Origin of the sequence: Congregibacter sp. (assembly GCF_965662665.1) — a bacterium.
Lineage (GTDB): Bacteria > Pseudomonadota > Gammaproteobacteria > Pseudomonadales > Halieaceae > Congregibacter.
Genome location: NZ_CBFIIF010000006.1, coordinates 1 through 12,737, shown reverse-complemented (window position 1 = coordinate 12,737; position 12,737 = coordinate 1). Strand labels below are relative to the sequence as shown.

Sequence of the window (12,737 nt, the reverse complement as noted above, 5' to 3'; positions counted from 1 at the left end):
CGTGGGTTTGCAGTACTTTGCAGTACCAAAGGGCTTTACTTTAGGACATCACCAAACCCAGAAAAACAATCAGCCCACTCCCCGCCGCTATGAGCGTTCTTACACGCAGGCGCGAGGATGAGAGCCCGAGCCACACGCCACTCAAGATAATAAACAACATGCCAGCGGCAAAGACTTTCTGAAATTCTCGATACATGGACGGGCCGTGACCAAAGTGCAGCTCCTGCATGCGCTTTTGGAAGCTGGGCTCGTTGCGGCTCACTGTTACGCTGTCACCATCCACAGTCAAACCGTAGTAGGTGCGTGATGTGGGTCGGGTGTAGAGCGTATCGCCACGGGTGATAACGTAATCAAAGCTGAAGTCTTCGATGCCTGTGGTGGCAAGGGCTGCCAGCACGGCTGCTTTGCTGGGGTCCGCCATGAGTGCAACGCCGCCGCCTGTTTTGCCCACTTCTGTCGTCTCGAGGGAGCCTTTGACACCCAGCAGGTACATCCCACCAGAAAAAGCGACCAGCACGACAACCGCTGCAAAGAATGACGAGAGATAGAGGTGGATAGAAATAAACAAACTGCGGCTCATGAAAAACGACTCCAAAACAAGGACTTGCTGTGTATTTGGAGCGCGATGCTACGCGATATCGGGGCTGGGGAAAAGTTGGATGTTGCTTCTGTGCAAGCGTAGAAAGCGATGCGTTTTGGCATTCGGTATTCAGCGGTCGAAAATGGGTGTCACCACATCGCTAAAGGATTCGGTCATTCGCTCGCGAATGAGAGATGCCAGCGCCTGGTAGAGGTCACGCACCGGGCTGCCGCTTCGATAAACCAACGCGTGCTCACGATACAGTCGTGCTCCTTCGATGCGGATTACATCCAGCTCTTCCGGACGATGTATTTCTGATCGTATGTAGAGCGCTGGTAGAAAAGCTACGCCCATGCCCATGACGACCATTTGGCGCAGCGTATCGAGGCTGGTGCCTTCGTAGTCTCGATTGAGCACCGCGCCCGTGCGCTCGCAAATCCGTTGCACCTCCTGATGAAGTTGATGGCGTTCATCGAGGCCCAGAATACTCATCCCAGCCAGCTCCTGCTCTTGAAGCACGCCGTCCACCGCTAGCCCCGCCTCTTTTGACGCGACTAGCAGTAGAGGCTCCCTGAACAGTACGTCGATAGCGAGGCTACTTGATCGCAGCGGCAAAGGAACTAGAGCCAGATCATGACGGCCTTCTTTGACGCCGGCTTCTAATTGACTGGGAGGTTCTTCGCGAACATATAGCTTTAGGCGATCGAACTGCTTGTGGATTGCGGGCACGATATTGGGCAAGAGATAGGGGCCCAGTGTTGGCGGTACGCCCATGCGGTGCGTGGAGGCTGCGATGTCCGACAGCGTATGTGCCAACTCCTGCATTTCATGCCATTGGGCGATCAACTGTTTGGCGACCGGCAACAGCTGGCGCCCCGCTGGCGTCAGCTGGGTTACCCGTCGGCTGCGCTCAAAAAGGGTGACCCCCAGGCTCTTCTCTAAAGCCGCCAACTGCGTCGAGAGCGTCGGCTGAGCGATACCCAGACGATCGGCGGCGCGTCGGATGGACTGCGACTCTGCGACCGCCTGAAAATACTGCACTTGCTTGATAGTCGCCATTGAAGCCTCTGTCCGCGTAATATATAGGCGTTGTATATAGGTAATAACTATAACAGAAAACGAAAGCTTGTATGTCTTTTGTGTTTAGCAAGCGCCATAGTTGCTACCTATTGTAGAAATTCCCCGATTGCGGTGGAAAAGGCCAAAAATGAAGTCTTTGTTTAAGTTTGATTTGAGTCACCTCCGCGGAGACATCTACGGCGGTTTGACGGCGGGTGTAGTTGCCATACCGCTTGCGCTGGCGTTTGGCGTTGCATCTGGTTTGGGACCCATCGCGGGCATGTACGGTGCCATTATTGTCGGATTTTTTGCGGCAATGTTCGGTGGGACTCCCACCAACGTTTCCGGACCCACGGGCCCTATGGTGGTGGTACTGGCGGGACTCTTTGCCAGCCTCTCTGGCGATGTAAGCCTTATCTTTACCGCGGTGGTGCTTGCCGGGGTCTTCCAGATTGTTTTTGGGGCCATCGGGTTCGGTAACTACATTCGATTGGTGCCTTATCCCGTGGTTTCAGGGTTTATGAGTGGCATCGGGGTGATCATTATCATTCTTCAAGCCGATGCATTCTTTGGTCACGACTCGCCGTCGGGTACTTTGAATGCCTTGGCACATCTGCCGACGGTACTTTCGGATATCAATTACTCCGCGCTAGTTGTGGGTGTCGTGACCTTATTCATCGCGTACAAGTGGCCAACAAAGTGGGGCGTGTACGTCCCCGGCGCTCTTGCTGCGCTGGCGATAGGCACGGTACTCAGCTTGTTTATGCCTGCTATGCCGATTCTGGGCGACATCCCGTCGGGTCTGCCCGCTTTCCACATGCCAGTCTTTGATCAATCGGCCATGATGCTGATGATCGAAGCGGCGTTCATTCTGGCTGTCCTGGGCTCCATTGACAGCCTCCTGACATCCCTGGTCGCAGACAACATGACGCGGACCCGACATAACTCAAACAAAGAGCTCATTGGTCAGGGTGTTGGTAATGCAGTAGCAGGTTTATTTGGTGGTATCGCGGGTGCCGGCGCGACTATGCGCACGGTGATTAACATTCGCTCCGGCGGTGTTACACGCCTCTCTGGCATGATTCATTCTGTGGTGTTGATCGCCGTCGTTCTGGGTGTCGGTTCCGTGGCATCAGTCATTCCTCACGCAGCGCTGGCGGGAGTGTTGGTCAAAGTGGGCATGGATATCATCGACTTTAGCTATCTTAAGCGCGCCCATCGCGGTCCTCGTTGGGATCTGGCATTGATGGCTTTAGTGTTGGGCCTGACAGTGTTTGTAGATCTGATTACTGCGGTAGGCGCCGGCGTTGTTCTTGCCGCCTTGGCGTATGTACAGCAGGTCGCAAAGATCCAGTTGGAAGAGCTAGCCTCTCGGCCCTATGCCCAAACCTCAGACGAGGAGAGGGCATTGTTGGAGGCCCTCGGCACTCAGGTCACCATATTTGAGTTTGGTGGGCCCTTGAGTTTTGGGGCGGCCGCTGACGTGGGTCACCATGTTAGAGAGCGGTACAAGAAAGCCACCCACTCCATCATCCTCGATTTTAACCGCGTTCCCTTTCTAGATGTGTCCGCAGCGCGAGCGGTAGAGACAATTGCTGACGATGCCCATAAAGCAGGCAAGCGCGTTTACATTACAGGTATGGCTCAGGAGATAAGGAACACACTGAGCAGTCTTGGGTCCGACGGAAGCCTGCACGAGGATGCACACTTTGATACCCGAATCGAAGCGTTGCAGGAGATTATGAAACGCTAAAGCAGCAGCGATGATCCATCCATGTCGACACCCTAAATGCATGCTCAGGCAGCGAGCTAGAATTCCGTCGCGGTCTTAGATTGACACTACGCTACAACGGCAGCTACGTGAGTGATTCACAGATGCTGGTGCTGTTTGATCAATGGAATGCAGCCTTAGCCACGGGGTAACCCCAACAATGTCGCATGCTTACGCTGTTGGTTTGCTCAGTTTAGTGTGACTTACAGAGTGAATACAAAAAACTCACCGGGCAGCCAGTCACCGCGCTCTTTACGCAGCGGAATGTCCTCTTGATGCACCAGGGTGAGTCCCGCGTCACCTGCGCAGCGCAAAACATAATCGCTAGAGTGCGCAAAGCGTCCCGATTTCTGGAGTTTAAGATCTTCGCCCTCAAGTTTTTCGGTGCTGAGAACGAAGCGTGCGCCCGGGTTGGAGCGCTTCGCGACGCCATGGAATACTTCCTCAAGGGCGCCGATGTAAATGAGCACGTCCGCACAGACGATGAGGTCATAGCTAGACTCTGCATCGCGTAACATTGCGGCGACCTCGCCTAAGAGCAACTCATCGTAGACCGCTTTCTCGGTCGCTTTATCGAGCATCGCAGATGCAACGTCTACACCGGTTAGTTGATCGCAGTAGCTTCGAATCTGCAGGCCAACGAGCCCCGTTCCGCAGCCAAGATCCAGGGCGTTTTTGTACCAGGCGTTTTCGCCGTCCAGCTTTTGCAGAACCGTGGGGATCTTCTCGGGGACCGAGTACTCCAGCGCCTCAGTGAGGTGCTTTTCAAAGTTTGCTGCATAGGCTTCAAACACTGCGCGAGCATAGGCGGCGTCTCCGCGGGTCAGATTTACCCCGGTTGCGGCGGCTAACAGGTGTTGTGTGGGCTTGTCGTTTGGCAGAAGTTTCAATAAATGTTCAAGATGTATGGCCGCTTCTTCATCACGCCCAAGGGCAAGGAGGGTATTGGCGCTACCGCGTAGCACTCGTTCATCGTTTGGCGTCAACTCGAGTAGTTCGCGATAGACCTCAAGAGCCGCCGCGGGTTTATTCATAGCGCTCATGCTTTGTGCCAGATTGAGCATAGCCTTTTGATGGGTGGGCTCAAGGTTTAAGGCGCTTTCGTAGGCTTTTACAGCTTCGCTGTGCTGACCCATCTCATTGAGCAAGTTGCCGATGTCGTTAAAGGCATCGGTGTAAAGAGGATTGAGCTTCAAAGCCCGTCGAAGCGCTTCCAGAGCATTGTCCTGCTGCCCAGCACCCCGAAGAGCTCTCGCGAGATTTGCATAAACCTCAGCATCCGCAGCGCCGCGATTCACTAACTGCTGATAGCAGCCCAAAGCTTCTTTGTAGTGCTTTAGTTCTGTAAAGGCTGTGGCGAGATTGTTGAGTGCTTCCGAAAAATCGGGCTCTAAGGTCAGAGCCTTCTTGTATGCCTCGATGGCGTGTTCTGGCTCTGATAGACGACTCAGCACGACGCCGCGAAGGTTGTGTAGGGCCGGCTGCTCCGGGTGAAGTCGGCATAGCTTGTTGATGTCTGCGCGTGCAGCGTCAAGCTTGCCCGCATTGGCAAGTCCCGCTACCCGCTCAAAATCTGCCTGTGTTAGGGGTGACTTGCTATCGCCCGTTAGCGCCTTCAGTGCCTTTTTAGCTTTTTTATTCCCGGGTTCAACGCTGAGCACCTGTGCGTACAGGCGTTTGGCTTCATCCAGGTTGCCAATTTTTTCGAACTGCGCCGCCTGGTCCATCGCTTCAGCGCGAGTTATCTGTCTTGCCATGGGATTAATTGCCTTAGTAGTGCCGCTTAAAAACTGTAGGTGAGTGTGACTGTGGGTCCATCGAGCTGGGCGTTAAGATCGATAGTGCTGCGGGCCCGCGTTTGTTTGATGTCTATGTCCGTGATCTGATAGCCGAGAGATACGCCGAATTGCTTTCCCATTCGATAAAAACCCCGTAGGTGAGCGTAGCGGAAATTACCCTCATATTCGTCGACGTTTGCAGATAACCAGCCCCCGACCAAAGTAAAAAATACGCGGTCGTTCATTGCCCAGCTGGCTGAGCCGCGTAAATTTGGCACCGGTGCAAGTAGCGTTGTACCGGCTGCCGCGGCTTCGCGGTCGTCGCCATCCACTTCGATTCTGCCAGAGAGGCCGACGCCAAAGTCCAGTGCATGCAAACCACCGCCAATGAGTACCTATAGCTTGTCGCTGCGATGTACCGCATACAAAACATCCAGTATGTAGGTATCAATATCAAGATTGGCAGCGATGCGCGTCTGGGCGGTAAATTCCTGGCCATCGAAGTTGAAGTCTCGCGTACTGATTCGCTCACCCGCACCGGAAAACGAATATGCGCCCGCAAACATCGACCAGCGAGGCTTGAATCGATAGCGGTAATCAACAAAGTAGGAGTAATCGCTTGTGTCCACACCCAAATCGTCAAGAGATATGGGCGTCGGATCAAAATTCTCCGTTGTTGCACCGATGGTCATCTGGGTGGACTGCTTTGTCATCCCGACGGAGATTTTGTGCTTATCATCTATGTGTCTTCCGCCGCCGCTTGACGTGTCATCGGCGTGCACAGTTCCCACGCCAATGGCGGAACTGAGCAAACAAAACAGGGAGATTCTTGAGATCATTATTATCGGATTCCTCGAAACCAGCAGGCAGATAAGCTCGCCTTGCATCATTTTACAGTATACGCCCGTCGCGAGCGCTCAGCTGTCCTTCGGGGTATGGCTTTCTATGGCTCTTCCGGTGCGCGCCTATGCTGCATAGGCTGGAGAGATCTCCCGCTTGCTGTCTGCGCCTGGTATCTCAGCAGCGAGTTTTGGCACCAGATAGCCCGGCCGTATGCCTGCGAGTTGTCCCAGTATCCGCTTCGCCTCAGACTCCGCGACTTCGAAATGGGCGCTACCTGTCACTTTATCGAGCATATGGATGTAATAGGGCAGGGTGCCTGCAGCAAAGAGTCGATCACTTAGCTGCCCAAGGACCTCGGCATCATCATTGACGCCTCGGAGCAGCACGGATTGATTGAGTACCGTTATGCCCGCACTGCGTAAACGGTCCAGCGCGCTGGCGGTTGTATGATCAATTTCATTGGGGTGATTACTGTGCACGATTACAACGACCCGCATCTGTGTTGGCGTCAGCGCATCGATGAATTGAGACGTCACTCGGTCGGGGATGACGATGGGCAGTCGCGTATGGATACGCAGTGTGACGTCGCGGTCGCTTTGGCGAATTCGCTGGGCAATGGTAGCGAGGGTCGCGTCGGGCAGGAGCAGCGGGTCCCCGCCACTTAAGATCACTTCGCCTATGGATGCATCTTTCAGGAGTTGATCAATAGAGGCGAGACGGTCTTTGCTTGACTGGGCATTGTCGCCGTAGGGATAGCTGCGGCGAAAACAGTAGCGACAGTTAACCGCACACTGCCCGGTTGCGACCAAGAGTGCTCGACCACGATATTTTTGTATGACACCGGGCGCACCCGCATAAAGGCTGGTTTCTGCGTTGGGATCATCGGTGAATCCCTCGACTTGCCGCGTCTCTTCTTCTGCAGCCAAAACTTGACGCAAGAGAGGATCCTTGGGGTTTCCTTTTTGCATCCGCGCGACAAAAGCCTCGGGCACGAGCAGCGGAAAGTCCGCATCGGCGGCTGTCGAATACGGCAGGTCCTCAAGAGCCAGTCCCACCGCAGCAGCAAGCTCGTCAGGTGAGCGCAGAGCATTCTGTAACTGCTCCTGCCAGCTCTCTATGTGCTGCACGCGGAGTAATGTTGTACCGTCGCTCATCCCAGGCGGTCTCGGAGACTGTAGTAGAGCATTCCTGCTACGAGGCCGGGCCAGCGAAGTAATGTGCCGCCGGGAAACCGGGGTGTGGGAACGTTTGCCATCACATCGAAGCGTTCTGCCGTGCCGGCAATGCTTTCTGCCACTAGTTTGCCGGCGAGAGTAGCGATGGGAACGCCATGTCCAGAGTAGCCGTGCGCATACAAAACCCGAGGCGACACATGTCCCAGCGCTGGCATGCGGTTGAGGGTGATCGCCAGGGTTCCGCCCCAGCCATACTCAATCCTGGTGTCGGCCAGTTCCGGGTAGATACTCAGCATATGGGGCCGCACAAAGGCGGGTATATCCTTGGGAAAACGTGAGGTGTAGGACTCGCCGCCGCCAAATAACAGTCGATTGTCCGCCGACAGCTTCCAATAATTGATGACAAAGCGTGAGTCCGACATGGAAGTGTCGTCGCGAATCAAACGCCTGGCGGTTTCTTCACTGAGGGGCTCGGTGGCCACAACATAGTTATTGATAGGCATGATCTGGCCAGCAACTCGGGATTCGAGTTTGCCGAGATAGCCGTTGCAGGCGAGGAGCAGATGCTCGCACTCTACCTGTCCGTTTTCTGTGTGCACATGCACATGGGTTCTTTCATCGTAGTGAGTTACGCGACTAGCTTCGTGCATGACCACACCAAGCGTTTGCGCGGCGCGCGCCAGACCAAGGCAGTAATTGAGCGGATGAAGGTGACGGGAAGCTGTATCGAGCATGGCCCCATGAAAACCCTGAGCCGAGGTCATTGCCTTTAACTCACCGGCGTCCACATATCGGATGTCTTCGTAGTCGTACACCGCTTGAAGATGATCGACTTCGCTCTGTAGCTCTTGTGCTGCTTTTTTTGTGCAGGCGGTGTGGAGATTGCCTTCTTTTAGCTCGCAGTGAATATCAAACTCTTTTATGAGCTCGCAAACCGTGGCAACGCCTTCGAGCCCCAGGTCCCAAAGCGCTCTGGCGTGGCGCTTACCGACCAGCCGTTCCAGAGCGTCCTGATCGGCGCGCTGTCCTGTGCCCACATGTCCGCCATTGCGACCTGACGCGCCCCATCCCAGATGGTTGGCCTCGAGTACTGTAACGCTATAGCCGCGCTTGCGAAGATGTATAGCGGCAGACAGCCCCGTATAGCCACCGCCGACAATGCACACGTCGCAGCGTTCGTCTCCCGCAAGGGCTGGAAAGCTATCGTGATAGTTGGCTGTTGCCGCGTACCAGGAATTGACGTGTGCTTCACTCATATCGCTAAGAATGGACTCGAACCAAGATTTTGTAGCTGAGCATAGTAGCGCAGCCCCCTTGCGCCCGCGAATAGTAGCGCGGACCTGAGCTAGCCTTTAATGGGTATTGCGAGGTCTAAGGGGCTACTGCGATACTCTTTTACAAATCGAGGGAAACATCGCATGACAGCGAATCACAAGACCATCACAGACTGGCTCAAGCAGCAGCAGATATCCGAGATTGAATGTCTGGTGCCCGACATGACCGGCAATGCTCGAGGCAAATTTATTCCCGCGCATCAGTTCATTTCTCATGGAGACCCCCGGCTCCCAGAGAGCATTCTGGTGCAGACGGTGACGGGCGAGTACAGCGATGAGCACTGGGATTTTGTGGAGCCCACAGATACGGACATGTTGCTCCGCCCGGATGAGTCAACCATGCGTCTCGTGCCCTGGGCGCGAGAGCCTACCGCGCAGATAATCCATGACTGCTATACCCAGGCGGGGGAGCTCCATCCCCTCGCGTCCCGTACGGTGCTGCGTAAGGTGCTCGATGCCTACCAGGAGGCAGGAATCCAGCCAGTGATCGCACCAGAGATGGAGTTCTATCTGGTAGCGCGCAACGAGGATGCGGACAACGAGCTGGTTCCTCCCTTGGGGCGCAGCGGCCGCCGGGAAACAGCGCGACTTTCCTACAGTATTGATGCCGTTGCGGAGTTTGAAGATTTTGTGGAGGACATGTACGACTACGCCGACGCCCAGTCTCTCGATGTGGACACGCTTATCCACGAAAACGGCGCTGCGCAGATGGAGATTAACTTTCGTCACGGCGACCCTTTGTCGCTTGCCGATCAGGTGTTTGTGTTTAAGCGCACCGTGCGCGAGACCGCGCATAAGTACAATATGTACGCGACCTTTATGGCTAAGCCCATGAAGAACGAACCGGGCAGTGCCATGCACATTCACCAAAGCCTCCTCGATGCATCGGGTAACAATATCTTCGTAGACGCAAACGGCGAGCACTCGCCGGCCTTCCTGAGCTACATCGCGGGTCTCCAGAAATACACTCCGGAGCTGATTAGTCTCTACGCCCCGAATGTGAACTCCTATCGTCGATTGGCCCCTGATATATCTGCGCCCATCAATCTGAACTGGGGTCTGGATAACCGAACCTGCGCATTCCGCGTGCCCCACAGCGACCTGGCGGCCACGCGCGTCGAGAACCGTTTTCCCGGTGCGGACGCCAACCCTTATCTCGCAATTGCGGCATCCCTGGCGAGTGGTCTGGTAGGCATGCAGGCGCAGCTGACGCCCACCGCTCCGCACATGGGCACGGCTAATGAGGACAGTGTGGAGGTGGCGCGAACCTTGGAAGAAGGCTTGCGAAACCTTGGAAGCACCCCCGCGCTGCGTGAGCTCTTTGGCGATCTGTTTTTGCGTGCCTATGCGGCGGTGAAGCTTGATGAGTTTGAGGAGTTCAATCGGGTAATCAGTTCCTGGGAGCGAGAGCACTTGCTCTTGCAGGTTTAGGGGCATGACCAGCGAGTTTTTTGGGTCGAGCCTGCGGGGGCGCGTCTTTACCGCGGTTAAGTATCTGACTTACCTGTTGCTCTTGGGTAACGTCTACCTGTTTCTGCAGGAGGAGACGAGCTCCCTCGAGCATACCTTTACAGGCGCTATGTCTCTTAACCAGTTCGTTCAGGTATTCGCGGCGACGCTGGATACGGCGGCTTGGGTGGTGTTGCTGCTGCTCTTCGAGCTTGAGACCTCGGTGCTGGATGACGAGAAAATTCGCGGCCGGGTGAAGCTAGGACTCCACGGAATTCGTCTCCTTTGCGGTGGCGCCATCGTTTGGGCTTTTACAGGTTACTGCGCCGAGCTCATCACTCTATACAAAGTGACTCCCATGGAAGCTTGGAACGGTTGTGCGCAACTTGCTGACGATTGGTCGCTGTTACTGACTTTGGATGAATACGAGCCACTGAGTGTTCAAAATTGCTTCGTGGTTGCCGATGCGGCGCTGCGCATCAGTGACTTCAATATCGTCTCAGATGCGGACACTTTACGCGCGACGCGCTATCTGGCCTGGACCGATGTCATCAATGCTGCAGCCTGGATACTGGTCGTCGTGGTACTGGAAATTGAAGTGCGATTGCAGTTACGGGGAAATCTTACGAATGCAGTTTTGGACGGCACGCGTTATCTCAAATACTGCCTGTATTCCACGCTGTTTATCGCGGCAGTGTATTGGGGTTTTGAGGGCAAGTTTCTGGATTTCTATGACGCGAGTCTGTGGCTATTCGCGTTTATCTTCATCGAATTAAATGTGTTCGACTGGCAGCGTGAGACACAGGGTTCTGTGGAGAGCGGAGTGCAGATTTGAGTATTTCAGCGCAATACTGAGGCCGCGCGTAAACACCGCGGAACGGGGTGACGGTTACCGTAGCTAGCGCCAGACGCTAGCTTAGTAGTCGTCGTACTCCAGGTCGTAGTCGCCGAGCTCCTCTCGGAGCCTAAGCTCCTCGATTCTCTGTTCAGCACGCCGGCGTTTTTCTGCCAGTTGGTGCTTATCCGAGGACTCCGTACTAAGACCTTCATAGGTCTCTTCTGAGAACTCTCCGATTACAGGCTCGAACATTTCGTCCATGCCGTCAGTGACGGCTTCCTGATTGCGATCTCCCACAAACCACCTCCTGATGATTACGGGCCATCAACGCTCCCAATATCGGGCAGCCTTGTGAGCGAGTCAATATGTTTATATGTCTGATTTACATGAAAAATTACGATCAAAATGCACAATTTTTTATGAAAAATTGACGGGCAAACCCGGATTTCATCCATGAATTCACGCGGCACATCCATGTGCCAAGCCTGCAGGTCGCGTGTCCGGGAGCCTCGTCGTGCGTCCTAAAGAGGTCGCGTTCTGTACTTTGCAAAGGCTGTGCCAGTGGCCTTTGGGGTGAGTAAAAGCGTTTTTTAGCGGAAAAGCGGGGCTTTTGATGCCTGATTCAGCGCTCTCTATTGTTCTAGTTTGCCTGTGAACATGGACCGAGCTGTATCGCGAACGTGTTCGCTCTCAGATAGTGTGAAGTTGCCGCTCAGGAATAGAGCTCTTGCACAATAAGCGAGGCCACGGCGTCTGCGCTGCCTCCAACGGCATCGACGCTGTGGGATGCGAAGCGTTCATACAGGGGAGTTCGCTCATTGTAGATGTCTTCGAAGGTCTGATCGGCACTGCTGGCAATGCCCCGGTCGGGGTTGGCCGAGACGCGCTGTATCAGGGTTGCCACGTCTGCGCGAAGATAAACCACCGGTCCTGCTGCGCGCAGACGCGCCATAATCGCGCCGCTGTAGATTACGCTGCCACCCGTCGCCAGAACCCGGCCGTCCAAAGGCTCATTCAGCAGCACGGCTTCTTCAATATCGCGAAGCTGTAAATGGCCGTCAGTGTCGATGACCTGCTGCAGGGTCCGACCTTCACGGGCCTGAATCGACAGATCAGTGTCGGTAAACTCCAGACCAATGAGTTTTGCCAATATGACGCCCACGGTGCTTTTGCCGACGCCGGGCATGCCAATGAGGCTGATGGTTTGAAACTGTGTGCGGATATTGCTCATGGTGTGTCCCTGTTGCAGCAGTGCATTATCCTGACTTCTGGCAAAGGCTCAATGCTCTTTGAGCCCATGTTAAAGTTCCGCCCCGCGTCGGCAGCAAAAATATGGAAGAATTGAAATGAGCCTCAAACATACGCCTCTGGATGCCCTGCACCGAGAACTGGGCGCCCGCATGGTGCCCTTCGCGGGCTATGACATGCCCGTGCAATACAGCGACGGCATTATTGCGGAGCACCGACATACCCGTGAACACGCGGGACTTTTTGATGTGTCACACATGGGGCAGCTGATTCTTGAAGGTCCGGGAATCACAGCAACCCTGGAGTCTCTGGTCCCTGTCGATCTTGAGGTCCTGGGAGAGCACCGCCAGAGCTATGCGCTGCTGACCAATGATGAAGGCGGCGTACGAGATGATTTGATCATTACCCGCTGGGGTCCGGAGCAGTTCTTTTTGGTCGTTAATGCGTCCTGCAAGGTCGAGGACCGCGCATGGATCGAATCGAAGCTTACAGCTGACCAAAGCCTGCGGGAGCTTCAGGGTCAGGGGCTGTTGGCCCTACAGGGCCCGCAGGCCAGAGAAGTATTGGGCGAGTTGCTGCCCGAGGCCGCAGACCTGGTGTTTCTCCAGGGTGTGCATTGCGAATTGGATGGCATTCCTTTGTACGTGACATGCTCTGGGTAC

The 12,737-nt window shown here is 54.9% G+C and carries 12 protein-coding genes and 1 pseudogene; 4 read left to right on the top strand and 9 right to left on the bottom strand.

The genetic code is table 11. The features are described from left to right. Window positions 1-40: 40 nt before the first annotated feature. Together ACTG39_RS03900 and ACTG39_RS03895 are read right to left on the bottom strand one after the other, a co-directional pair. The gene (locus ACTG39_RS03900; RefSeq protein ID WP_439106223.1) at window positions 41-580 is read right to left on the bottom strand and encodes a hypothetical protein; all 540 of its coding nucleotides are present in this window, start codon (window positions 578-580) and stop codon (window positions 41-43) included. 129 nt (window positions 581-709) lie between these two features. Next, window positions 710-1,639, bottom strand: a complete 930-nt coding sequence (locus ACTG39_RS03895) for a hydrogen peroxide-inducible genes activator (protein ID WP_439106222.1) — start codon at window positions 1,637-1,639, stop codon at window positions 710-712. A 148-nt stretch (window positions 1,640-1,787) separates the two neighbouring features. Here ACTG39_RS03895 and ACTG39_RS03890 point away from each other — a divergent pair, with 148 nt between their 5' ends. Next, the gene (locus tag ACTG39_RS03890; RefSeq protein ID WP_439106221.1) at window positions 1,788-3,392 is read left to right on the top strand and encodes a SulP family inorganic anion transporter; all 1,605 of its coding nucleotides are present in this window, start codon (window positions 1,788-1,790) and stop codon (window positions 3,390-3,392) included. A 221-nt stretch (window positions 3,393-3,613) separates the two neighbouring features. On the opposite strand, the gene ACTG39_RS03885 is transcribed toward ACTG39_RS03890, so the two are convergent. The 5 genes from ACTG39_RS03885 to ACTG39_RS03865 all read right to left on the bottom strand — a co-directional run bounded on the left by ACTG39_RS03885 (window position 3,614) and on the right by ACTG39_RS03865 (window position 8,462). Further along, window positions 3,614-5,167: a tetratricopeptide repeat protein gene (locus ACTG39_RS03885; RefSeq protein ID WP_439106220.1), complete on the bottom strand. Its 1,554-nt coding sequence runs from the start codon at window positions 5,165-5,167 to the stop codon at window positions 3,614-3,616. A 26-nt stretch (window positions 5,168-5,193) separates the two neighbouring features. Then, window positions 5,194-5,565: a hypothetical protein gene (locus ACTG39_RS03880; protein ID WP_439106219.1), complete on the bottom strand. Its 372-nt coding sequence runs from the start codon at window positions 5,563-5,565 to the stop codon at window positions 5,194-5,196. Between the two features lie 18 nt (window positions 5,566-5,583). Next, window positions 5,584-6,027, bottom strand: a complete 444-nt coding sequence (locus ACTG39_RS03875; RefSeq protein ID WP_439106218.1) for a hypothetical protein — start codon at window positions 6,025-6,027, stop codon at window positions 5,584-5,586. Between the two features lie 126 nt (window positions 6,028-6,153). Continuing rightward, a complete protein-coding gene (epmB, locus tag ACTG39_RS03870) occupies window positions 6,154-7,185 on the bottom strand; it encodes an EF-P beta-lysylation protein EpmB (protein WP_439106217.1) in 1,032 nt (343 codons plus the stop codon). Next, entirely contained in the window at window positions 7,182-8,462 is a 1,281-nt protein-coding gene (locus ACTG39_RS03865; protein ID WP_439106216.1) for an NAD(P)/FAD-dependent oxidoreductase, read from the bottom strand. The genes epmB and ACTG39_RS03865 overlap by 4 nt, the downstream gene beginning before the upstream one ends. Before the next feature lie 162 nt (window positions 8,463-8,624). Between ACTG39_RS03865 and ACTG39_RS03860 the strand changes: the two genes are divergently transcribed. Together ACTG39_RS03860 and ACTG39_RS03855 are read left to right on the top strand one after the other, a co-directional pair. Further along, the gene (locus tag ACTG39_RS03860; RefSeq protein WP_439106215.1) at window positions 8,625-9,971 is read left to right on the top strand and encodes a glutamine synthetase family protein; all 1,347 of its coding nucleotides are present in this window, start codon (window positions 8,625-8,627) and stop codon (window positions 9,969-9,971) included. A 4-nt stretch (window positions 9,972-9,975) separates the two neighbouring features. Beyond that, window positions 9,976-10,824 carry a hypothetical protein gene (locus tag ACTG39_RS03855; protein ID WP_439106214.1) on the top strand — a complete coding sequence of 283 codons (849 nt, stop codon included), beginning with the start codon at window positions 9,976-9,978 and terminating at the stop codon, window positions 10,822-10,824. An 81-nt stretch (window positions 10,825-10,905) separates the two neighbouring features. On the opposite strand, the gene ACTG39_RS03850 is transcribed toward ACTG39_RS03855, so the two are convergent. Both ACTG39_RS03850 and ACTG39_RS03845 read right to left on the bottom strand, forming a co-directional pair. Continuing rightward, complete coding sequence (locus tag ACTG39_RS03850) at window positions 10,906-11,124, bottom strand: PA3496 family putative envelope integrity protein (protein WP_439106213.1); 219 nt, start codon at window positions 11,122-11,124, stop codon at window positions 10,906-10,908. 415 nt (window positions 11,125-11,539) lie between these two features. Then, window positions 11,540-12,058: a shikimate kinase gene (locus ACTG39_RS03845; protein ID WP_439106212.1), complete on the bottom strand. Its 519-nt coding sequence runs from the start codon at window positions 12,056-12,058 to the stop codon at window positions 11,540-11,542. Between the two features lie 115 nt (window positions 12,059-12,173). On the opposite strand from ACTG39_RS03845, the pseudogene gcvT reads away from it, so the two are divergent. Beyond that, window positions 12,174-12,737: pseudogene (gcvT, locus tag ACTG39_RS03840) on the top strand (glycine cleavage system aminomethyltransferase GcvT); the annotation flags it as partial.